At 60.8% G+C, this 20652-nt stretch carries 21 protein-coding genes and 1 pseudogene; 9 read left to right on the top strand and 13 right to left on the bottom strand.

Annotated elements, in window-relative coordinates; translation table 11 throughout:
* Nucleotides 1-3 precede the first annotated feature (3 nt).
* The 3 genes from HEQ17_RS14035 to HEQ17_RS14025 all read right to left on the bottom strand — a co-directional run bounded on the left by HEQ17_RS14035 (nt 4) and on the right by HEQ17_RS14025 (nt 3464).
* On the bottom strand, nt 4-1410 hold the full coding sequence (locus HEQ17_RS14035; RefSeq protein ID WP_296293309.1) for a CmpA/NrtA family ABC transporter substrate-binding protein: 1407 nt from the start codon (nt 1408-1410) through the stop codon (nt 4-6).
* A gap of 156 nt (nt 1411-1566) precedes the next feature.
* Entirely contained in the window at nt 1567-2220 is a 654-nt protein-coding gene (locus HEQ17_RS14030) for a response regulator transcription factor (RefSeq protein ID WP_296293308.1), read from the bottom strand.
* Nucleotides 2217-3464 (bottom strand): PAS domain S-box protein, encoded by a 1248-nt coding sequence (locus HEQ17_RS14025; RefSeq protein ID WP_296293307.1) that lies wholly within the window; start codon nt 3462-3464, stop codon nt 2217-2219. The genes HEQ17_RS14030 and HEQ17_RS14025 overlap by 4 nt, the downstream gene beginning before the upstream one ends.
* 81 nt (nt 3465-3545) lie before the next feature.
* Between HEQ17_RS14025 and HEQ17_RS14020 the strand changes: the two genes are divergently transcribed.
* Both HEQ17_RS14020 and HEQ17_RS14015 read left to right on the top strand, forming a co-directional pair.
* On the top strand, nt 3546-4310 hold the full coding sequence (locus tag HEQ17_RS14020) for a tyrosine-protein phosphatase (protein WP_296293306.1): 765 nt from the start codon (nt 3546-3548) through the stop codon (nt 4308-4310).
* 96 nt (nt 4311-4406) lie between these two features.
* Nucleotides 4407-5066, top strand: a complete 660-nt coding sequence (locus HEQ17_RS14015) for an aldolase (RefSeq protein WP_296293305.1) — start codon at nt 4407-4409, stop codon at nt 5064-5066.
* Nucleotides 5067-5085: 19 nt separating this feature from the next.
* Here HEQ17_RS14015 and rsmI read toward each other — a convergent pair whose 3' ends face one another.
* A complete protein-coding gene (gene rsmI / locus HEQ17_RS14010) occupies nt 5086-5994 on the bottom strand; it encodes a 16S rRNA (cytidine(1402)-2'-O)-methyltransferase (protein WP_296293761.1) in 909 nt (302 codons plus the stop codon).
* A gap of 14 nt (nt 5995-6008) precedes the next feature.
* Between rsmI and HEQ17_RS14005 the strand changes: the two genes are divergently transcribed.
* The 3 genes from HEQ17_RS14005 to HEQ17_RS13995 all read left to right on the top strand — a co-directional run bounded on the left by HEQ17_RS14005 (nt 6009) and on the right by HEQ17_RS13995 (nt 7702).
* Nucleotides 6009-6395 (top strand): YraN family protein, encoded by a 387-nt coding sequence (locus HEQ17_RS14005; protein ID WP_296293304.1) that lies wholly within the window; start codon nt 6009-6011, stop codon nt 6393-6395.
* A 95-nt stretch (nt 6396-6490) separates the two neighbouring features.
* Nucleotides 6491-7075, top strand: coding sequence for an SIS domain-containing protein (locus HEQ17_RS14000; RefSeq protein WP_296293303.1), 585 nt, complete (start codon nt 6491-6493; stop codon nt 7073-7075).
* Nucleotides 7076-7702 (top strand): BON domain-containing protein, encoded by a 627-nt coding sequence (locus HEQ17_RS13995; protein ID WP_296293302.1) that lies wholly within the window; start codon nt 7076-7078, stop codon nt 7700-7702.
* An 80-nt stretch (nt 7703-7782) separates the two neighbouring features.
* Here the strand turns inward: HEQ17_RS13995 and HEQ17_RS13990 are convergent, their stop codons facing one another.
* Nucleotides 7783-8688, bottom strand: coding sequence for an NAD(P)-dependent oxidoreductase (locus HEQ17_RS13990; protein ID WP_296293301.1), 906 nt, complete (start codon nt 8686-8688; stop codon nt 7783-7785).
* A 296-nt stretch (nt 8689-8984) separates the two neighbouring features.
* The gene (locus tag HEQ17_RS13985) at nt 8985-10022 is read right to left on the bottom strand and encodes an IS481 family transposase (protein ID WP_296293300.1); all 1038 of its coding nucleotides are present in this window, start codon (nt 10020-10022) and stop codon (nt 8985-8987) included.
* A gap of 151 nt (nt 10023-10173) precedes the next feature.
* On the opposite strand from HEQ17_RS13985, the gene HEQ17_RS13980 reads away from it, so the two are divergent.
* Entirely contained in the window at nt 10174-11244 is a 1071-nt protein-coding gene (locus tag HEQ17_RS13980; protein WP_296293299.1) for a hypothetical protein, read from the top strand.
* A gap of 37 nt (nt 11245-11281) precedes the next feature.
* Here HEQ17_RS13980 and HEQ17_RS13975 read toward each other — a convergent pair whose 3' ends face one another.
* The 3 genes and pseudogenes from HEQ17_RS13975 to HEQ17_RS13965 all read right to left on the bottom strand — a co-directional run.
* Nucleotides 11282-11455, bottom strand: a complete 174-nt coding sequence (locus HEQ17_RS13975; RefSeq protein WP_296293298.1) for a hypothetical protein — start codon at nt 11453-11455, stop codon at nt 11282-11284.
* Nucleotides 11456-11473: 18 nt separating this feature from the next.
* Nucleotides 11474-12070 (bottom strand): ATP-binding cassette domain-containing protein, encoded by a 597-nt coding sequence (locus tag HEQ17_RS13970; RefSeq protein ID WP_296293297.1) that lies wholly within the window; start codon nt 12068-12070, stop codon nt 11474-11476.
* 172 nt (nt 12071-12242) lie between these two features.
* Nucleotides 12243-12709, bottom strand: a pseudogene (locus HEQ17_RS13965) (NAD(P)-binding domain-containing protein); the annotation flags it as partial.
* Between the two features lie 120 nt (nt 12710-12829).
* Here HEQ17_RS13965 and HEQ17_RS13960 point away from each other — a divergent pair.
* Nucleotides 12830-13513: a YggS family pyridoxal phosphate-dependent enzyme gene (locus HEQ17_RS13960; RefSeq protein WP_296293296.1), complete on the top strand. Its 684-nt coding sequence runs from the start codon at nt 12830-12832 to the stop codon at nt 13511-13513.
* 29 nt (nt 13514-13542) lie between these two features.
* Here HEQ17_RS13960 and HEQ17_RS13955 read toward each other — a convergent pair whose 3' ends face one another.
* From HEQ17_RS13955 to purU, 4 genes are all read right to left on the bottom strand, one after another.
* Nucleotides 13543-14559 (bottom strand): asparaginase, encoded by a 1017-nt coding sequence (locus HEQ17_RS13955; RefSeq protein WP_296293295.1) that lies wholly within the window; start codon nt 14557-14559, stop codon nt 13543-13545.
* Between the two features lie 113 nt (nt 14560-14672).
* Nucleotides 14673-16175 carry an FAD-linked oxidase C-terminal domain-containing protein gene (locus HEQ17_RS13950; protein ID WP_296293294.1) on the bottom strand — a complete coding sequence of 501 codons (1503 nt, stop codon included), beginning with the start codon at nt 16173-16175 and terminating at the stop codon, nt 14673-14675.
* A 75-nt stretch (nt 16176-16250) separates the two neighbouring features.
* A complete protein-coding gene (locus HEQ17_RS13945) occupies nt 16251-17126 on the bottom strand; it encodes a LysR substrate-binding domain-containing protein (RefSeq protein ID WP_296293293.1) in 876 nt (291 codons plus the stop codon).
* A 47-nt stretch (nt 17127-17173) separates the two neighbouring features.
* A complete protein-coding gene (gene purU / locus HEQ17_RS13940) occupies nt 17174-18022 on the bottom strand; it encodes a formyltetrahydrofolate deformylase (protein WP_296293292.1) in 849 nt (282 codons plus the stop codon).
* Between the two features lie 205 nt (nt 18023-18227).
* On the opposite strand from purU, the gene HEQ17_RS13935 reads away from it, so the two are divergent.
* Together HEQ17_RS13935 and HEQ17_RS13930 are read left to right on the top strand one after the other, a co-directional pair.
* Nucleotides 18228-19562: an aminotransferase class III-fold pyridoxal phosphate-dependent enzyme gene (locus HEQ17_RS13935; RefSeq protein ID WP_296293291.1), complete on the top strand. Its 1335-nt coding sequence runs from the start codon at nt 18228-18230 to the stop codon at nt 19560-19562.
* Nucleotides 19555-20643, top strand: a complete 1089-nt coding sequence (locus tag HEQ17_RS13930) for an AbrB family transcriptional regulator (RefSeq protein WP_296293290.1) — start codon at nt 19555-19557, stop codon at nt 20641-20643. Before HEQ17_RS13935 ends, HEQ17_RS13930 begins: the two co-directional genes overlap by 8 nt.
* Nucleotides 20644-20652: the final 9 nt, after the last annotated feature.

The following is a 20652-nucleotide window of genomic DNA, read 5'->3' as shown; positions in this document are numbered from 1 at the left end:
GCCTTAACCCATCTTGTTGATCGCGAAGCTCTTGATGTACTCCTCGGGCTTGGCCGGGTCAAACTCTTTGCCCATGATCTTGTGCTTGGGGTAAGGCGTGGTGGCTGCAAAGCTGTGGCCCAGCTCTTTCATGTGCTTGCGCGCATCGGTGATGAGGAACACTTTCTCGGCGATTTGCTTGTAGTTCACATCGCCTTTGACATAACCCCAGCGCTTCATTTGCGTGAGCATCCACACCGCCATGCTTTGCCAGGGCATGGGGTCAAAGTCCGCGCGACCGGGCACGTTTTGCACCTTGCCCAAACCGTCGGCAAACTTGCCGGTCAGCACTTGGGCAATCACAGCCTCGGGCTGGTTCAGGTACTGCGCGGGTGAAATCACCTTGGCGATCAGTTCCCGGTTTTCGGGCTTGCGGGCCATGGCTGCGGCCGTGAGCACCGCGCGGTAGAGCGCTGCGAAGGTGTTGGGGTTCTTCTGGATGAACTCGGTGCTGGTGCCAAAGGCGCAGCAGGGGTGCCCGTCCCACAGCTCTTTGGTCAGGATGTGGATGAAACCGACTTCGTCGAACACCGCCCGCTGGTTGAAGGGATCGGGTCCGAGGAAACCGTCGATGTTGCCCGAGCGCAAGTTGGCCACCATCTCTGGGGGTGGTACCACGCGAATTTGCACATCGGTGTCGGGGTTGATGCCGTTTTCGGCCAAGTAATAGCGCAGCAAAAAGTTGTGCATCGAATAATCGAAAGGCACTGCAAACTTGAAGCCCTTCCAGTTTTTCGGGTCGCGGTTGTTCTTGTGCTTGACAGCCAGCGTGATGGCTTGGCCGTTGATGTTCTGGATGGTCGCCACATTCATGGGCGTGGCGTTGGCGCCCAAACCCATGCTGATGGCCAAGGGCATGGGCGACAGGAAGTGCGTGGCGTCGTACTCCTTGTTGATCATCTTGTCGCGAATCAGCGCCCAACCGGCGGTCTTGGTCACTTCGACATTCAGGCCCTGCTTTTGGTAAAAGCCCAGCGGATCGGCCATGATGAGTGGCGTGGCGCAGGTGATCGGGATGAAGCCGATCTTGAGGTTGGTTTTTTCCAAAGGGCCTTTGCTTTGCGCCAAGGCCTGCAAGCTGGCCACAGGCAGCACGCTGGCAATGGCGGCCATGGCGGTCTTTTTGCCCACTGCGCGCAAGAACAGGCGGCGCTCTTCGTCGTGTGGAAACAGCGACTTGACCAGTGTGGCCTCGATGAACTCCTGGCTGTAGGCCTCGAACTCGGCGGTCTCTGAACGCGCACGCAACTGGGCTGCAGCCGCATCGGCTGCAACAGCCGCATGGTGGTCGGCGGGTGAATGGTCACGGCCGCAGCTGCACTTGAGCATCAGGGGACGGTCGGCGTTGTACGGGTCGAAATATTCAGACATGGCAACCTCGCTTTGTTGGAGATGCTCAGGTCTATGCAAGCTGCGGGCCAGAAAACCTTGCCCATGCGCCATTGGGGGCGTGCTTCTTCATTTAGCAAGCCGCTTGTCGATGCGGCGTAGGGCTGGCCCTACAAATCCCGGGCAGGTCGAACCAGGTCAATAGCGCCCGACGATGCTTTGCGCATACAAAGCCAACTCCACATCGTTCTTGGTGCCGGTCTTTTCCAGGATGCGTGCACGGTAAGTGCTCACCGTGTTGGGGGCCAGACTCAGTTGTGCACCAATTTCGCTCACGGTGTGTCCCTGGATCAACAAAAGATAGACCTGGTGTTCGCGGTGCGACAGCATGTCGATCCCGGTTTTGGTGCGTCCTTGGCTGACCAAGCTGGCCAAGGCCTCGGCGGTGGCCCGCGTGACGTGCATGCCGCCTGCGGCCACGCGGCGCAGCGCGGCCATCAGTTCATCCGGGTCGGTGCTTTTGTTCAGATAACCCGAGGCTCCGAGCTGAATGCAGCGCACCGCGTATTGTTTTTCGGGGTAGGTACTGAGCATCAGCACGGGCAGACCCGGCCAGTCCCGCCGCAGCGCTTGCAGCACATTCAGACCGTCCATGCCCGGCAAGGCGATGTCGAGCAAGACCACATCGAGGCCCTGCAAGCCCTGCAGCCTGTGCACCTCGTCCAGCACGCCGGGACCGGTGTCGGCCTCGGCCACGACCTGCAGTGCGGGGTCGTCGGCCAGCACCATCTTCAGGCCCTCGCGCACGATCTTGTGGTCGTCGCCCAGCAGCACACGCACGGCGGCGTTCATGCGGCCACCTCGTGGGCAGCCAAGGGCATGGACAAGCGCATGCGCGTGCCCCTGCCGGGTTGGCTGTCGATGTCGATCACGCCACCAAAGTGGCGCGCCCGCTCGCGCATGCCCAGGATGCCGTAAGCCTGCGGCGACTCAAACACCTGTGGCAAAGCACCGCAGCCATCGTCTTCCACCGACAAGTGCAACCAGCCCTCGCGCTCCACGATGTCCACGTCCACCGTGCGCGCCCGGGCGTGGCGGCCCACGTTGCTGAGCATCTCCTGGAAGATGCGAAACACCGCCATGGCCATGGGCTCAGGCAACTCCCGCTGCTCGTTGACTTCCATGCACCACTTGAGTTGCTGTTCTGCCGACTGCACAAACTCCTGCGCCTGCCACTCCAAAGCACCCCACAGGCCCTGGTGGTCCAGGATGCTGGGGCGCAGGTCGGTGATGATGCGGCCCACATTGACCACCGCGTTTTCGATCAAGCGGCTCATGTTCTGGCACTTTTCTCGCATTTTTCCGCGCATGTTGTCGCGCTGGCCTGGGGCCTCCACGGCCGCACGCTGCTCTTGCTCAGACAAGCGCTTGTCCAGCCAGCCCACATCCATCTTCAGGGCCACCAGCAAGCTGCCCAACTCGTCGTGCACTTCACGCGCGATGCGGGTGCGCTCTTCTTCGCGCACCGCCTCGGACCAGGCGGCCAGTTCGCGCAGTTGTTGCAAGGCGGTTTCCAGCGCCTGCGTGCGTTCGGCCACGCGCAGCTCCAGTTCGTTTTTGGCCTGGTGCAAAGCGTGTTCGGCCCGCTTGCGTTCGGTGATGTCGACAAAGGTGACCACCGCACCGCGCACTTGGCCCTGGTCAAACACCGGGTAGCTCGAATACTCCACCGGAAAGCTGCTGCCGTCAGCGCGCCAAAACACCTCGCTGTCGATGCGGCAGGGCTGGCCTTGGCGAAAGGCGTTGTAAATCGGGCAGTCGTCCAAGGGGTAATGCGTGCCATCGGCATGGGCGTGGTGCGTCAGCACATGCATGTTTTGGCCCAGCACCTGCTCGGGCTGCAGGCCGATCATGCGGGCACCGGCCGGGTTGATGAAGACGCACAGGCCGTCCAGATCGACACCAAAAACCCCTTCCCCTGTAGATGCGAGCATCAGGCCCAAAGGGTCGCGCCAGGCCGGGGTCTCGCTGGGGCGCATGGCGGGGAGGGGGTATGCGTCGAAGTCCATGAACACCCCAAGCAAACGGCGTGCCATACCTGCTCTTCGCCTTGCGATGCCGGGGCCATGTCACAGCAGCAACAGCCAATGGCGAGACTGGCCGCGACAATGCTCTGCATGAATTCCACCTTTGAAAGCCCCCTCACTGCGCCCGCTGCCCCCTTGTTGGAAGGGGCCTCCAATTTCCGCGATATCGGCGGTTACCTGAACTCACGAGGTCAGCGCGTTCGACGGGGGCAGGTGTTTCGATCCGACCATCTGGCCGGGCTCACCGGGGGCGATGTGGCCCGCCTGCAGTTGCTGGGCGTAGGTTACAGCCTAGACTTTCGGGGCACGGCCGAATGCGCCGCCACCCCCTACGGAATAGCCGGGGTGCAACGGGTGGCGTTGACGATCGAGCCCACCGTGATTGCCCGCATGCAGAGCCTGATCGCGCAAGGCATCGTGCCCACCACAGACGAGACGGTGGAGCTGATGCGCGAGACCTACCGCGATTTCGTCAATCGCAATGCACCAACTTTCGGGCGCTTCTTGAAGCATTTGGTGGAACAACCCACACCACAAGTCTTTCACTGCACCGCCGGCAAAGACCGCACCGGCTTTGCCGCAGCGCTGCTGCTTTCTGCACTGGGCGTGGACCGAAGCACCATCGAGCATGACTACCTGTTGACCAATCAACTGTACAAAAGAGACGCACGGCTGGAGGGCCAAGGACATGCGCATGTGATGAAAGTGCTGTGGCAAGTGCAGCCCGAGTTTTTGCAGGCAGCCTTTGAAACCGTGGAGTCCCAACATGGGGGCATGCACGAGTATTTGCATGGGGCCATTGGCTTGAGCCCCCAAGAGGTGACTGAGTTACAGCGCCGGTTACTGGAAGCTTGACCCCTGAGGCTCAGTTCAGTGCGGGCTGTCACCGCCCCATCTTCAAGCCAGAACGCTCATCCTTTCTACAATGGCGGCCAGCACCGGAGTCACAGCATGAACGAATCCCAAGCCCGTGAAGAAATATGCCGCATCGGGCGAAGTCTTTTTGAGCGTGGGTATGTGCACGCCACAGCGGGCAACATCAGCGTGCGCCTGGACGATGGCTTTTTGATCACCCCCACCGATGCCTGTTTGGGTTGGCTGGACCCGGCCCGATTGGCCAGAATGGACTTGCAAGGCCAGCAGCTCAGCGGTGACAAGGCCAGCAAGACCATCTCCCTGCACCGTCAAATTTATGCCGCCGCCTGTCTGCACGCCCCCTCAACACGCTGCGTGATTCACACCCACAGCACGCATTGCGTGGCACTGAGCCTGAATGCCCGGGGGCCCGAGTTGTTGCCGCCCATCACGCCTTATTTTGTGATGAAGGTCGGCCATGTCCCGCTCACTGCTTACCACCGCCCGGGCAGTCCGGCTGCAGCGCAGGAAGTGGGCGAGCTCATCGGGCTGTATGCCTCTCGAGGCACGCCCATCCGTGCCGTGATGCTTCCGCGTCTGGGGCCCAATGTGTGGCACGACACCCCGGCAGCCGCCATGGCCACCCTCGAAGAGTTGGAGGAAACAGCCCGATTGATGGTCTTGCAATCACACACGCCGCCTTTGCCCGGACATGAGCTGCACGCCTTGCGCGAGGCTTTTGGGGTGCATTGGTAAAACCATTTGCAGCATCGGCTCAGGAAGCCTCCTTGTTTTTCAGGCTCAGCGCCTGTTCATAGAGCTGATTTTTGGGCTCACCCGAGATCTCGGCGGCCAGCTTGACTGCGGTCTTGAGGGGCAATTCGGGCAACAACAATTGCAACACGCGCAGCCCATTGCCCACAGAAGCGACGATGGGCGCATCATGCAGCACCAGAACAAATTCGCCGCGTTGGTGCGCGGGCTTTTGGGCCAGCCAGGCCGACAAGTCTTGCGCCGTCAATGTTTCAATTTGTTCAAACTGCTTGGTGAGTTCGCGCCCCACGGTGACAAGGCGCGAACCCAGCACCGCCAAATCCTGAGCCAAAGCCTCCATGCGGTGGGGCGCCTCCAGCAACACAACGGCCCGGGTCTCTTGCAAAAAACCCTGGACTGCATGCTGCCGCTCGGCCGTTTTACTGGACAAAAAGCCCGCAAACACAAAGCCTTGATCACCCGTCATGCCCGAGGCACTGAGGGCAGTGGTCACACTGCTGGGCCCCGGTAAAGGCAGCACACGGAAACCGGCTTGCCGCACGACGGCCACCAGACGGGCCCCCGGGTCGCTGATGGCCGGGGTGCCCGCATCGCTGACGTAGGCCACCCGCTCGCCTTGGGCCAGCCGGACCAGGACGTGTTGTGCGGCTTCGGCTTCGTTGTGCTGGTGCACCGCCAAAAGCTGTGAACCCGGACGGTCCAAGCCATAGGCGCGTAACAACTGCTGGGTATGGCGGGTGTCTTCACAGGCCACGACATCCACTAGGGTCAGCAAGTGTAAGGCTCGCAAACTGATGTCAGCGAGGTTGCCAATGGGGGTGGCAACGACATACAGTGTGCCCACCGGATGGTTTTGCGATCCGGCAGCCTCGTGTGCCGCCTCCAGGGCTTTGGCAAACGAAGCAGACAAAGGAGACGGCGTCAATGCAATTCCTCAAAAAAGACAAGCTGAACCAGACCACAAAATCCCGGGGTGATGCGGGCGAAGACGAAGCATTAGCGTATTTGCAAATGCGCGGCTTGCGGCTGTTGCAGCGCAATTATCGGACGCCCGGGCGCGGGGGCGGCGAAATTGACCTGATCATGCAGTCTACCGATGGCACGGTGGTGTTCGTCGAGGTTCGTCAACGCAGCCGCAGCGACCATGGCGGCGCGGCTGCCAGCATCGGCTATCAAAAACAGCGGCGCATCATTCTTGCAGCCCAGCACTATTTGCTGCGCTGGCGTCAATTGCCACCGGCGCGTTTTGATGTGGTTACCATCGAAGCCAATGGCCCGCAATGGCTACAAGGGGCTTTTGACGCGGGCTGACCTCCAGCAAAAGTGGCAAAACAAGCCCTCTTGGTGCGGGATTTGCCATCTTCTTGGCCAGTGCGGGGAGATGTCGCGGTTATCATCGCCAGCGCATGCTAGATCTTCGAATCCAACAACACTTCATTGACAGTGCAGATTTGCACTACCAGGTGGCCGAAACCTTGGCCAAGCCTGTGGATGCGGCCGTGCAGGCAGTTTTGGCTTCGGTCACGGGCGGCGGCAAGGTGCTGGTGGGCGCGATGGGGCCTTCCACCGCCCTGGCCCAATATCTGGTGAATCTTCTGGTGGGCGGCTTTGAGCGGGACCGTCCGGGTCTGGCTGCCCTGTGCCTGTCATCCGATGCCTTGATGGCCACCCGCTGGAGCGATGGGCTGGCCCTGACCAAACAAGTGCTGGCGCTGGGCCAAGCTGGGGATGTACTGGTGTTGATCAGCAGTGATGGCAGCGAACCCGACTTGGTTCAAGCGGTACAGGCTGCACACGAGCGGGAAATGAGCGTCCTGGCGCTGACCGGAAACCTGGGTGGTGCCTTGGCTCGCCAATTGCGCGAGACCGATGTGCATGTGTGTGTGCCTCACGAGCGGGCTGCACGAATTTCTGAGGTGCAGCACTTGGTGCTGCACTGTATGTGTGATGGAATTGACACCCAGTTGCTGGGTGAAGAGGAGCCTATTTAAATGAAACGCAATCTTCAATCCCTGATGGTCTCTGGTGCTGTCCTGGCCGTGGCGCTGACCAGCCTCTCTGGCTGTGCGCCCCTGGTTTTGGGCGGTGCCGTCGCCACGGGCATCATGATCACCGATCGCCGCACCTCGGGTGCCCAGGTCGAAGACCAGGCCATCGAGATCAAGATCGCCACGGTCGTTCGGCAAGAAATGGGGGATCGGGTGCATTTGAATGTCACGAGTTTCAACCGCAAGGTCTTGCTCACCGGCGAGGTGACCACGGGCAGCGAAAAAGAGCGCATCGAAAAGATAGCTCAAAGCCAGGAAAACGTTCAGTCGGTGGTGAATGATTTGGCCCTGATGCCTGCCAGCTCACTGACCCAGCGCTCCAAAGACGTGGTGCTCACCAGCCGCGTCAAGGCCGCTTTCATTGACGCCAAAGACCTGCAGGCCAACGCCGTGAAAGTGGTCACCGAGCGCGGCATCGTGTACCTGATGGGCCGCGTGACCAGCCGCGAAGCCAAGCGGGCGAGCGACATCGTGCGCTCCATGGGAGGGGTGGTCAAAGTGGTTCGGGTATTTGACGAAATCACCGAAGAAGAACTCAAGCGCTTGAGCCAGCCGACCACCACGCGCTGAAGCGGGTAAGGCCCATCAAAAACGGCCCGAGGTTCGTTTTTTGTTGCCGCCCCCTGCGCTGTGAGGGGTGCCATCACCGATCAGCGCAAACGGCGGATCAAGCTGGACGTGTCCCAGCGGCCGCCGCCCATTTTCTGTACATCGGCATAAAACTGGTCCACCAGCGCGGTCACGGGCAGGCGAGCGCCGTTGCGTTTGGCCTCGTCCAGCACCAGGCCCAAATCCTTGCGCATCCAATCGACGGCAAAACCGAATTCAAATTTGTCGTCGGCCATGGTCTTGCCCCGGTTGTCGAGTTGCCAGCTTTGCGCAGCGCCCTTGCCAATCACATCCAGCACCTGGTGCATGTTGAGGCCCGCTTGCTGGCCAAAGGCGATGGCTTCGGACAAGCCTTGCACCAAGCCCGCAATGCAGATCTGGTTGACCATCTTGGCCAACTGGCCCGAGCCCGATGCGCCCAGCAAGGTGAAGGCACGCGCAAACGCCATGGCCGCAGGTTTGACGTTGTCAAACGCCGCTGTATCGCCGCCACACATCACGGTGAGCATGCCGTTTTGCGCACCCGCCTGACCGCCAGAGACCGGTGCATCGACAAAATGCAGGCCCATTTTCCGGGCTTGGGCATACAACTCACGGGCCACTTCGGCCGAGGCCGTGGTGTGGTCCACAAAGATCGCACCGGGCTTCATGCCAGCAAATGCACCGTCCTGACCCAGCACCACACTGCGCAGATCGGCGTCGTTGCCCACGCAGGCAAACACGATGTCAGCCCCGGCAGCCGCTTCGCGCGGGGAGGGGGCAGTGGCGTTGCCGGGACATTCGGCCAGCCAGGCCACGGCTTTGGCGGCGCTGCGGTTGTACACCGTGACAGTGTGGCCAGCACGGGCCAGGTGGCCTGCCATGGGGTAGCCCATGACGCCCAGACCCAAAAAGGCAACTTTTCGGGCAGGCGTGGCTTCGTAGGTTTTGGCGGCAATCTGGCTCATGGCTACGGATAGGAAATTACGGATACGGATAGGAAATTCAACCGCATGAGCACAAGTATGCCACGGGGTTGGGGCATCACAAGCCTGCGCACTTGGGTCTACTTGGGAGCTTGCTCTGGGCCTGTCGCCCGAGATTTTTCGGTTTGCGCATTTTTGGGCACCCGAGTTCGACACCAACTGACGTAAGTTGTTGATTCATATAGGGCCAGCTTCAAACTTGCCACTACAAAAGGGTCATCTGGGCGTCTTGCGTCGGTTTTTTGATCTTCAAACTCTCCAGCACCTGCGCTTGCAGGTCATTGATGCTCGATATCCCCTCTATCGGCTGCGCGTTGTTGATTCGCACCTTGTGCCGCTGAATTCGGCTTGTCGCATCCCGGATGATCGTAAGGCCGTTTTATAAACAAATGAGGATGAGAAGCGTACCAGTCTTTCATGGCCCTCATCGGTGTTTTGCTTTTGAGCGCTGACTGGGGTAACTGATGGTTGTACAGAGCCACGTAACGCATGAGCGTTTGCTCCAAATCTTCACCGCTGGTGAATCGGTGTGTCTTGAGCACATCAGCGATACGCCCGTTGAAGCGCTCGACCATGCCATTGGTGCGCGGCGTGCGTGGTTTGGTCAGGCGGTGTTCAATGTTCAAGGCTTGGCACAGTTGATCAAACTCATGGTTGCCCGTGGCCTGGCGCTCACGGCTGGCAAACAACCTGTCAGTGAACTCCTTGCCGTTGTCGGTCAGAATTTTCTGCATCTTGATCGGGCACGCCTTGTGCAGGGCATTGAGAAACGCTCGGGCTGCCGCTGCCGTCTTGTGGCTCTTGATCTGCACAAACACCCAGCGTGTGGCGCGGTCGATGGCCACAAACAGATAGCGCCTGCTGGTCTCGTCGGGCATCTGGGGCAGGTATTTGACATCGATGTGGATGAACCCCGGCTCATAGCTTTTGAAGGCTTTATGAGGCTCAGTGGGCTCTTTGGGCCTGAGCGCGTTGAGGTTGCCAACGCCGTGGCGACGCAAGCAACGGTCCAGACCCGAGCGTGTGGCCTGGGGGCAAAGAAACTCGCGGGTGACGGCCAGCAAATCATCCAGGGGCAACAGCAGCGTCTTTCTGAGTTCGACCACGATCTGTTCTTGCGCCGGTGTGAGCGTGGTTTGAAGCTTGTGCGGGGTGTGGGACGCGTCATGAAAGCTGTCTCGACCCTTCCACTTGTAAACAGTGCCTTCACTCACGCCGAAGCGCAACGCCAAAGTGGCAGCAGTCTCCGTGCTGGCCGCCATCTCCGCACGGGTGGCGGGCGTAGTACGTGCGTTTTTGTGCAAGGCTATCATCATGACAAGGCTCCCGGGTGGACTGCTGAGGTGACGCAAAGATTGTCTATCAACTGCCGCATGACCTCTCTGGCCATGAACAGCGGATACCGTTTTGAGTCAATGCAATCATCCGGGATGCGACAGCTAATAATTAAGGTATTAAGCATTGTCCATGTTGAAATTTATTTTTTTTCGAAAGAACGGAAAACCCAGATCTTGGCTGCAGTCTTTATTGTTCGGTGGTGATTATCGATTGAGAAAATTCTTCTATTTTTTTAAAATCGATGATTTGAAGTTATTCCGAGCGTATTTTCAGCCTTGGTACGATGGAGTTTTGAACAACCCGTACCCCTTGTCTGATTGGGTGAGCGCCAGGGCCGCTTTCATTGAGGGTTTTGATTTTTCCAAAACCCGTTCCATCGTCATCATCAGCCCTGAGGCCACGTATTTTGTGGCTTGCTACCTCAAGTCGCTGCTGGAGACTAACCCGTCGGTCGTGGTTTCTATCAGCAAGCAATCGCCCCCCGACTTTGATGCCGACCTGTATTTCGTCATTTGCCCTCAAGTGTTTTCGGTTCTTCCGCCGCCCAAGAAAAGGATCGCGGTCCAAATGGAACAAACCGTATCCCAGCGCTGGTTCACCCGGGAGTATCTGGGGGGGTTGTACAACTCATTGGCAGTGATTGAGTATTCCAAAGTCAATATTGAATACCTCTCGTCGCTGCGGTTCCCCATGGCCAACCTGGTACATGTGCCCATTCGGCCGATCGAGTCCCCGATTTACAAGTCCCATGTCGGGCGATCCAAGGCCTACGATGTGGTTTTTTATGGGGATGACAAAGTCAAAAGGCGGCAGGGTTTTTTGAACGCGATTGCACAGCGTTTCAAGCTAAAAGTTGTGAATGGTTTGTACGGCGAAGACCTGTGGCCTATTCTGTCTTCAGCCAAAGTGGTGGTCAACATTCACTACTACGAAAACGCACTTCTAGAGACCACCAGGATCTCTGAGTGCCTGTCGTTGGGCTTGAGGGTGGTTTCGGAAGAGGGTTCCGATCAAGGCCATTACGCGGGTGAATTCCACGGCGTCATGTTCACGCCCATCAATGACGTAACGGCCATGATCGAAGCCATCCAAAACCAATTGGACGATACCGAGCCCGTTTCTCTGCGGGGAAGAACTCCAACATCACACAATCCATTGATTAATGGGCTCTCGAACATCGGCATTCATTTGCCCAGTTGATCTGAGCCGGCATGCTTGGACCGGCAAGCTCATGCGCTCAATGCGACTCGAACTGCAACCGGTGCAAAGCCGCGTAGTGCCCACCCCGGGCCAGCAGTTGGTCGTGGCGGCCGCGCTCCAGCACTTGGCCTTGTTCCATCACCACGATCTCGTCGGCGTTTTCGATGGTCGACAAGCGGTGCGCGATGATCAGGGTGGTTCGGTTCTTCATCAGGTGGTCCAAGGCGCGCTAGATGTGCCGCTCCGACTCGGTGTCCAGCGCTGAGGTGGCCTCGTCCAGAATCAAAATCGGCGCGTCTTTGAGGATGGCCCGTGCGATCGCGATGCGCTGGCGCTGGCCGCCCGAGAGCAACAAACCGTTTTCGCCCACCAGGGTGTTCAGCCCATCGGGCAGGTGACGGGTGAATTCGCTCACTTGGGCGGCATCGGCCGCTTGGGCGATGGCCTCTGGGCTGGCGTTGGCCAAAGCGCCGTAGGCGATGTTGTCGGCGATCGTGCCGTCAAACAGCACCACGTGCTGGTTCACCAGCGCAATCTGCTCGCGCAGGCTGCTCAGGGTGTACCGGTCAATGCCCTGGCCGTCCAAACGAATCTGACCCGCAGTGACGTCAAAAAACCGAGGAATCAGGCTGGAGAGCGTGGACTTGCCGCTGCCCGATCGGCCCACCAGCGCCACCGTCTTGCCCGCGGGGATGTGCAAGCTGACGTTTTTCAGGGCAGGGCCTTGGGCATTAGGGTAGGTGAAGCTGACCGCGTCAAATTCGATGTTGCCTTTGGCTTGGGTCAACACGTCGGTGCCTGTGACGGATAGGAAATTCAACCGCATGAGCACAAGTATGCCACGGGGTTGGGGCATCACAAACCTGCGCACTTGGGTCTACTTGGGAGCTTGCTCTGGGCCTGTCGCCCGAGATTTTTCGGTTTGCGCATTTTTGGGCAGCACCAGGCGCAGCCCTGCCCCGCAGCGTTGGCCAAACCGCTGTTGCCTTCCCTCACCAACTATCGCCGCCACACATCACGGTGAGCATGCCGTTTTGCGCACCCGCCTGACCGCCAGAGACCGGTGCATCGACAAAATGCAGGCCCATTTTCCGGGCTTGGGCATACAACTCACGGGCCACTTCGGCCGAGGCCGTGGTGTGGTCCACAAAGATCGCACCGGGCTTCATGCCGGCAAAAGCACCGTCTTTGCCCAGCACCACGCTGCGCAAATCGGCGTCGTTGCCTACGCAGGCATGCACGATATCGGCACCCGCTGCCGCTTCACGCGGGGTCGGGGCGGTGGCGTTGCCGGGGCATTCGGCGGCCCAAGCCGCGGCCTTGGCCGCACTGCGGTTGTACACGGTGACGTGGTGACCGGCACGGGCCAAATGGCCCGCCATGGGGTAGCCCATCACGCCCCTGCCAAAAAAGCAACTTTTTTGGCAGGGGCGGCATCGTAGGTTTTGGCGGCAATTTGGCTCATGGCTGTCTCTATTTGCAGTGAATAGAAAGGCTAATTTAGCAGTCTGTCGGTGTTCTGGCGTTCACCGGGTGCTTTAGGCTGAGCACTGGGTAACACAGGGGGTTTGGTACGCTTGAGGCCATGAAGACTTCAATTGCCGACAACATCGCCCAGGTACGCGCCGAAATCACCTCGGCTTGCCAATCCGCCGCACGCGCACCGGGCAGTGTGCAGTTGGTGGCTGTGTCCAAAACCTGGGGTGCCGAGGCTGTGCGAGCGGCCCATGCAGTCGGACAAAACGACTTTGGCGAAAACTACATCCAGGAAGCGGTGGACAAGATCACGGCATTGCGCGATTTGCCGCTGGTGTGGCACTGCATCGGCCCGATCCAGAGCAACAAAACGCGCCTGGTGGCCGAGCGCTTTGACTGGGTACACAGCATCGACCGCCTCAAAATCGCCCAGCGCCTGTCGGAGCAGCGCCCGACCGAGTTGCCGCCTTTGCAGGTGTGCATCCAGGTCAATGTGGATGGGGGCGACACCAAGTCGGGGGTGAGCCCGCAAGAGCTGCCTGCGCTGGCGCAGGCCGTGGCGGTTTTGCCGCGTTTGCGGCTGCGCGGCCTGATGACCATTCCCGAGCCGGCTCAAAACGATGCACAGATGCGCGCCGTGCACCGTCAGACCAAAGACCTGTTCGAGCAATTGCGCGCGCAGGGCCTGCCGCTGGACACCTTGTCGATGGGCATGAGCGCCGACATGCGCGCTGCCATTGCCGAGGGCAGTACGCTGGTGCGGGTAGGCACGGCGATTTTTGGCCAACGCTGAGCACCCCGAAGCGCTGCGCATGCATCGCCTCAGCTACGCTGTGCGGTTTGCAACTTGAACACGCTGCGCCGCTCGCCCACCGGCGCACCCGCCACATTCAGCAGCACCTGCGCACGCCACGGGTTCAGTGCGGAGCGCTGCGCATCGTCTAACCAACCCAGTTGGTCCAAGGCCTCCACGGTGGCGGCAAACAACGCGGCTTTGTTACCGTCCATGATCTTGATGGCCAGAGCCTGGCCCCGAGAGCGGCTGCCCACCACCTGCACGCCGTCGGCGCCCACCTTGGTGACCCAGTCGCCCCGGCCAGCGCGCATGAAGTCGGCGTCGTTGCGGCCCGTGCCTGAGACCAATTCGGGGTGGGTGCTCATGGCTTGGCCCAACTGTTGCAGGCTCTCGCCGTACAGGCCGTCCGACTCGGGCTGCGCCAATCGGGCATAGCTGCGGGCCAAGCGCGACAAGGGCATGGCGTAGTTGGGGGCCGAGCAACCGTCAATGCCCAGCGCCAGCTCTTCTTCGCTCAACCCCGCCAAGTGCGCCACGGCTTGGCGCACTTGCTGCTGCAATGGGTGGTCCACCTCGGTGTAGCTGTCGGTGGGCAGGCCGTGCTGCACGCAATAGGCCAAAAAGCCGCTGTGCTTGCCGCTGCAGTTGTGGTGCCGCTCGTCGTAAGCAAAGCCTTCGGGCATGGGTTGGTCAAAAAACGTGAAGCGATAAGGCACATGGCAGCCGCAGCGCATCTGGCGCGTGCTGCTGCCGCTTTTGCGCAAGATGGACGACACCTGCTCGACATGCATCTCTTGCCCGTTGTGGCTGGCGCACATCATGGCGAGTTCTGAAGGGGTGAAGCCAAAATGCGCCACCCCGCCCGACTGGATCAGCGGCAAGGCCTGCATGGCTTTGAGGGTGGAGCGGGTGAAGCACAGCCAAAGCGGGTTGCCCACTTGCGCCAGCACGCGGCCCTCGGTATCGGTCACGGCCAGTGCACCCATGTGCACGCATTCCTGGGTGCCGTTGCGGGTCAGCTCGATCAGGGGTTCGAAGTTCATGACCGGGTCTCTCTGTGTCTGAAGTCAAACCAGTTTAAATGGTCCCGGACTTGACCGGTTACCCCTCAGGAAAGCGCCGCTGCCCACGCACAAATGGCGCAGACCTTGCCCACTTAAAACCTGGGCAGATCCGCGTGCTTGATCGCCCCCGCCCGCACCAGCATGCGGCCGTATTCGGCGCAGCGGTTGAGCGTGGGGATGACCTTGCCGGGGTTGAGCAGGCCTTGCGGGTCGAAGGCGCGTTTGACGGCGAACATCTGTTCGTTTTCTTCCGGGCTGAATTGCACACACATGCTGTTGACCTTCTCGATGCCCACGCCATGCTCGCCGGTCACCGTGCCACCCATGGCCACGCTGGTTTCCAGGATGTCGGCACCAAACAGCTCGCAGCGGCGCAGTTGGTCGGCGTCGTTCGCATCAAACAGGATCAGCGGGTGCAGGTTGCCGTCGCCTGCATGGAACACGTTCAGACATTTCAGGCCGTATTTGACTTCCATCTCGGAGATGGCTTGCAGGATGTCGGCCAAGCGCTTGCGCGGGATGGTCGAGTCCATGCACATGTAATCGGGGCTGATGCGGCCCGAGGCCGGGAAAGCGTTTTTGCGGCCGCTCCAGAATTTGAGGCGCTGGGCTTCGTCGCGGCTGACCGAAATGGCCGTGGCCCCGCAGTCGCGCAGCACCGCGCTCATGCGGCCGACTTCCTCTTCGACCTCTTCGGGAGTGCCGTCGCTCTCGCACAGCAAAATGGCCGCCGCGCTCAGGTCGTAGCCTGCATGCACAAAGTCTTCGACCGCGATCGTCATGGGTCCGTCCATCATCTCCAGCCCCGCCGGGATGATGCCTGCTGCAATGACGGCCGCCACCGCGTCGCCGGCTTTGCGCACGTCGTCAAAGCTGGCCATGATGCAGCGCGCCAGTTGCGGCTTGGGCACCAGCTTGACGGTGACTTCGGTCGTCACCGCCAGCATGCCCTCGCTGCCCACCAGCACGGCCAGCAGGTCGTAGCCCGACGTATCCAGCGCATCGCTGCCAAATTCAATCGGGTCACCTTCGACCGTGAAACCGCGCACTTTGAGCACGTTGTGCACCGTCAGGCCGTATTTGAGGCAGTGCACCCCGCCTGAGTTTTCGGCCACGTTGCCGCCGATCGTGCAGGCGATTTGGCTGGATGGGTCGGGTGCGTAGTACAGGCCGTAGGGTGCAGCCGCTTCGCTGATGGCCAGGTTGCGCACGCCGCACTGCACCAGCGCCGTGCGGCTCACAGGGTCCACGGTTTTGATCTGGTTGAAGCGCGCCATTGACAGCGTCACGCCCATGCGGTGCGGCATGGCGCCACCCGAAAGACCGGTGCCTGCGCCGCGTGCCACCACCGGCACTTTCAGTGCATGGCAGGCTTTGAGCACGGCCTGCACCTGCACCTCGGTCTCGGGCAAAGCCACCACCAGCGGTCGCTCGCGGTAGGCGGTCAGGCCGTCGCATTCATAGGGCGTGGTGTCTTCGGGGGTGTAAAGGATGCAGTCGGCGGGCAGCACGCGGCCCAGGGACTGCACCACCCGCTGCTGCAAGGCGGCGCGCTCGGCGGCAGCGGCGGTGTCAAAAGGGATAGGACTGTTCATGGGGCCTTACTGTACGCGTACCCGCTACCCTGTGCATCGAATCAGGTTTGATTGCGGCGTGAAAGACGGCACGGATCAGTTCAGGGCGCTCTTGAGCCAGGCGGCAAAGGTGGCGCATTCCCAGCGCTCCATGGCGCCTGCGCGCCAGCACAGGTAGTGGGCGTGCGGGCTGGGCACGCTGCGCGCGTAAAGGCGAACCAACTGGCCAGACTCCAGCCAGGGTGAGGCCAGCTTGAGCCGAACCAGGCCCACGCCCAGGCCCTGGGAGGCCGCATCGCACATCAGGCCCATATCGTTGAAGGAGGAGCCTTCGGTAGGCTCGGGCCAGTCCTGGTCGTGGGCGGCAAACCAGGTGCGCCAGGGCTCCAGCGGGCTGCGCAGCAGCGGCAGCCCATCGAGGTCTTCGGGGGAGTTGAACGGGCCGTTTTCCCGAACCCAACTGGGCGAGGCCATGAGGGTGACCTCATCCTTGATCAGGCACGTGTGCTCCACGTCGGCATAACGCCCGGTGCCAAAACGCACGGTCAGGTCGGCGTCTTCGGCCACCACGTCCAGCAGCGGAATGCTGACCTGGAGCGTGATATCGATCTCCGGGTAGGCTTCGAAGAAATGCTTCAGGCGCGGCATCAGGATGGCGCGCGAGAAGGTCGGCGGCACGGCCAGCCGCAGCTTGCGCCGCCCGGGTGTTGCCCCGGTCAACGGAAAGCGCTGCAACGACACCAGGCCTTCACGCACATGGGAGAGGTATTCGATGCCTTCGGAGGTGAGCGAAAAATCGGTCCGGCCAAACATCTTGGTGCCGATGATCTGTTCCAGTTGCTTGACCCGGTGGCTCACGGCGCTGGGCGTGACGCACAGCTCTTCTGCCGCCTGAGACACGCTGCGCAAGCGCGCAAGTGCCTCAAAAGTCAAGAGGCACTGGATGGGTGGGATGCGGGAGTTGACGGTCATGGTCTGTCGATTGAGGGCGTTGCAAATGATTTGGCCTGCGCAGACGTTTATTTGAAAATCACGGTTTTGTGGCCGTTGATCAGCACGCGGTGCTCACTGTGCCACTTGACGGCGCGCGCCAGCACTTGGCTTTCGGTGTCACGGCCCATGGCCGTCAGGTCTTCCACCGTCTTGCTGTGGTCCACGCGGGCCACGTCCTGCTCGATGATCGGTCCCTCGTCCAGATCGGCCGTCACGTAATGGGCAGTCGCACCGATCAGTTTAACGCCCCGGTCGTGCGCTTGGTAGTAGGGTTTAGCCCCTTTGAAACTGGGTAAAAACGAGTGGTGGATGTTGATGGCACGACCAGCCAATTTGCGGCACAGGTCGTCTGACAAGATTTGCATGTAACGCGCCAGCACCACCAGCTCGGCCCCCTCGGCCTGGATGATCTCGTACTGCTTGGCTTCGGTCTGCGCCTTGTTGTCCTTGGTCACCGGGATGTGGTGAAACGGTACGTTGTAGCTGGCGGCCAGTTGGTAGAACTCGCGGTGGTTGCTCACGATGGCGCGGACGTCGAGCGGCAGCAGGCCACTCTTCCAGCGGAACAGAAGGTCGTTCAGGCAGTGGCCTTCCTTGCTGACCATGATCACGGTGCGCATGGGCTGGGCGGTGGCGTGCAGGTCCCACTTCATGTCAAAGGTCTGTGCAAATGCGGCCCATTGGGCGTTCAGTGCCGCGCCGTCTGCCTGAGTGCAGGCGAATTGCACCCGCATGAAAAACAGACCCGTGTCGTGGTCGTTGTACTGGGCTGCTTCTTCGATGTTGCCCCCGCGCCCCAGCAAAAAACCCGACACGGCATGCACGATGCCATTGCGGTCGGGGCAAGAGAGGGTCAGGGTGTAGGTGGAGGTCATGTTGTGGAGGCAGACAAGGCTCGCTGCGGCGCTTTTCCGGGCAAAAGCCCCGGAAAGTGGCTTATTGTAAAGAAAACGTCTTCTTGCACATCAAGGGCGCAAGTTATCGGTCACTGAACAGCAAGCCAGACGCCAAGGGATAACCAGGCGGTGACAGGCTTAAACTGCACCCCAGACAGATGCCAACAATCAGGAGTTTTTTCCCATGGCCACAACCGACCTGAACATGGACAACCAGTGGTTGCCCTTCACGCCCAACCGCACTTTCAAACAGGACCCCCGCGTGTTCGTGGGTGCCGAGGGCATGCACTTCACCACGCACGACGGCAAAAAAATCATTGACGGCATCTCCAGCCTCTGGTGCGTAGGCGCGGGGCACAACCGCCGCCCGATCAATGAGGCCATCAAAAAGCAGTTGGACACGCTGGACTACGCCACGGCGTTTCAGGCCAGCAACGACAAGGCTTTCAAGGCGGCGCAGATGATTGCCGACATGGCCCCCGGCGACCTGAACAAGGTGCTGTTTTGCAACTCAGGCTCTGAGGCGGCCGACACCGCCCTGAAAGTGGCACTGGCCTACCACCGCGCCCGGGGCGAAGGCCACCGCAACGTGTTCATTGGCCGCGAAAAGGGTTACCACGGCGTCAACTTTGGCGGCATGAGCGTGGGGGGCTTGCCCGCCAACCGCAAGGTGTACGGCGCGCAGTTGCTGCCGCGTGTGGACCACATGCGCTTCATCCACGACCCGGTGAACCACGCCTACATCCACCACGAAGAACCCGTGTGGGCCGAAGACCCGCTGCTTGAGCTGGAAAACCGCATCTTGGTGCTGCACGACCCGAGCAACGTGGCGGCCGTGATCGTGGAGCCGATTGCGGGCAGCGCGGGCTGGTACATCCCGCCCCAAGGTTATGTGAAGCGCCTGCGCGAGATTTGCGACAAGCATGGCATCTTGCTGATTTTTGACGAGGTGATCACCGGCTTTGGCCGCTTGGGCGTGAACTTTGGCGCCGACTACTACGGCGTGGTACCTGACATGCTGAACTTTGCCAAAGCGGTGACCAATGGCGTGATCCCGCTGGGCGGGGTGATCTGCCGCGACTTTATTTACGACGCGATGATGAACGCCAACGCGCCAGACCACGCCATCGAGTTCTTCCACGGTTACACCTATTCCGGCCACCCCGTGGCCTGTGCGGCGGCCATTGCCACCCTGGACCTGATGAAGGAAGAAAACCTGTTTGCCCGTGCGGGCCAGCAAGGCCAGAAGCTGGGCGACGCGATGCACAGCGCCATGAAGGGCTTGCCCAATGTGATCGGCATCCGCACACTGGGCCTGGCCGGGGCCGTTGAGTTGGCCAGCATCGCGGGCTCGCCTGGCAAGCGGGCTTACAACATCTTCATGGACTGCTTCCACCACGGTGTGTGGGTGCGTCCGGCCGGCGAAAACATCGTCATTTGCCCACCCTACATCGTGGAAGACGCGCACATCGACCAGATCGTGCAGACGGTCGCTGACAGCATCCGGCGGCATGCATAAAGGCGGCCTGGCAGGGCTTCGGACAGCGCTGACCTTGCTGTTGGCGCTGGCGGCGGCCCATCTGTGCGTTTGGCTGGACACGCCTATTCCCTGGATGCTGGGGCCTTTGCTGGTGACGGCCTTGGCCTCGATGGCAGGCGGCCCCACGCACAGCTCCAATCTGCTGCGCAATACAGGGCAATGGGTGATCGGGACTGCGCTGGGGCTGTATTTCACCCCACAAGTCAGTGCATTGATCCTGGCGCAATGGTGGGCCATTGTGTTGGCGGTGCTGTGGGCCTTGGCGCTGGGGGCCTTGTTTGGCCTGTGGTTGCAGCGACGACACCGCGCTGAATTGGCCCATTTGCCATCCCGCGCCTTGTTGGCCACGACGTATTTCTCCGGCTCTATCGGTGGCGCGTCCGAGATGACTTTGCTGTCCGAGCGCTATGGGGCACGCACCGATCTGGTGGCGGCCGCACACAGCATGCGCTTGGTGATGGTGGTGCTGGCCGTGCCTTTTGGCATGCAATGGGCGCAACACCAGTGGGGCTTGACGGTCGACGCCTCCCTGTTGCCCGGCCCTCGTCTGGCGCAATGGCCAGGGCTCTTCTGGCTGGGCTTGGTGTCGGCTGCGGGGGGCTGGGTGATGGTGAAGATGGGCCGCACCAACCCGTGGTTCATGGGTTCACTGCTGGCCTCGATGGCGCTGACATTGGCGGGTCAGGAGTGGTCTGCCGTACCCAATGAGCTGACCAATGCCGCTCAACTGGTCATCGGGGTGAGCTTGGGCATCCGGTTCAGGCGTGATTTCGTGACCACCGCCCCACGCTGGCTGGCCTCTGTTGCCTGGGGCTCCACGCTGATGATGGCGGTCTCGGTGTTGTTTGGGGCCGCCTTGGCCTGGGGCACGGGGCTGCATCCGGCCACCATGATCCTGGGCACGGCGCCGGGTGGCATCACCGAAATGGCCATCACAGCCAAGGTGTTGCAATTGGGTGTGCCCGTGGTCACGGCATTTCAGGTCTGTCGTTTGGTCGCGGTGCTGCTGATCGTCGGGCCGCTGTTCGGCTGGATGGCAAAAGCGGAGAAAGCCGCCTGAGCGAGCAGG

The sequence above is a fragment of the Limnohabitans sp. genome (genome assembly GCF_023910625.1).
GTDB lineage: Bacteria > Pseudomonadota > Gammaproteobacteria > Burkholderiales > Burkholderiaceae_C > Limnohabitans_A.
The sequence above is the reverse complement of the archived record's forward strand: the minus strand, read 5'-3'. Positions and strand labels throughout refer to the sequence as shown.

Coding starts and splice junctions, on each gene's coding strand:
- HEQ17_RS14035 (WP_296293309.1), bottom strand. CDS start 1,410: ATGTCTGAATATTTCGACCCGTACAACGCCGACCGTCCCCTGATGCTC.
- HEQ17_RS14030 (WP_296293308.1), bottom strand. CDS start 2,220: ATGAACGCCGCCGTGCGTGTGCTGCTGGGCGACGACCACAAGATCGTG.
- HEQ17_RS14025 (WP_296293307.1), bottom strand. CDS start 3,464: ATGGCACGCCGTTTGCTTGGGGTGTTCATGGACTTCGACGCATACCCC.
- HEQ17_RS14020 (WP_296293306.1), top strand. CDS start 3,546: ATGAATTCCACCTTTGAAAGCCCCCTCACTGCGCCCGCTGCCCCCTTG.
- HEQ17_RS14015 (WP_296293305.1), top strand. CDS start 4,407: ATGAACGAATCCCAAGCCCGTGAAGAAATATGCCGCATCGGGCGAAGT.
- HEQ17_RS14005 (WP_296293304.1), top strand. CDS start 6,009: ATGCAATTCCTCAAAAAAGACAAGCTGAACCAGACCACAAAATCCCGG.
- HEQ17_RS14000 (WP_296293303.1), top strand. CDS start 6,491: ATGCTAGATCTTCGAATCCAACAACACTTCATTGACAGTGCAGATTTG.
- HEQ17_RS13995 (WP_296293302.1), top strand. CDS start 7,076: ATGAAACGCAATCTTCAATCCCTGATGGTCTCTGGTGCTGTCCTGGCC.
- HEQ17_RS13990 (WP_296293301.1), bottom strand. CDS start 8,688: ATGAGCCAGATTGCCGCCAAAACCTACGAAGCCACGCCTGCCCGAAAA.
- HEQ17_RS13985 (WP_296293300.1), bottom strand. CDS start 10,022: ATGATGATAGCCTTGCACAAAAACGCACGTACTACGCCCGCCACCCGT.
- HEQ17_RS13980 (WP_296293299.1), top strand. CDS start 10,174: ATGTTGAAATTTATTTTTTTTCGAAAGAACGGAAAACCCAGATCTTGG.
- HEQ17_RS13975 (WP_296293298.1), bottom strand. CDS start 11,455: ATGAAGAACCGAACCACCCTGATCATCGCGCACCGCTTGTCGACCATC.
- HEQ17_RS13970 (WP_296293297.1), bottom strand. CDS start 12,070: ATGCGGTTGAATTTCCTATCCGTCACAGGCACCGACGTGTTGACCCAA.
- HEQ17_RS13960 (WP_296293296.1), top strand. CDS start 12,830: ATGAAGACTTCAATTGCCGACAACATCGCCCAGGTACGCGCCGAAATC.
- HEQ17_RS13955 (WP_296293295.1), bottom strand. CDS start 14,559: ATGAACTTCGAACCCCTGATCGAGCTGACCCGCAACGGCACCCAGGAA.
- HEQ17_RS13950 (WP_296293294.1), bottom strand. CDS start 16,175: ATGAACAGTCCTATCCCTTTTGACACCGCCGCTGCCGCCGAGCGCGCC.
- HEQ17_RS13945 (WP_296293293.1), bottom strand. CDS start 17,126: ATGACCGTCAACTCCCGCATCCCACCCATCCAGTGCCTCTTGACTTTT.
- purU (WP_296293292.1), bottom strand. CDS start 18,022: ATGACCTCCACCTACACCCTGACCCTCTCTTGCCCCGACCGCAATGGC.
- HEQ17_RS13935 (WP_296293291.1), top strand. CDS start 18,228: ATGGCCACAACCGACCTGAACATGGACAACCAGTGGTTGCCCTTCACG.
- HEQ17_RS13930 (WP_296293290.1), top strand. CDS start 19,555: ATGCATAAAGGCGGCCTGGCAGGGCTTCGGACAGCGCTGACCTTGCTG.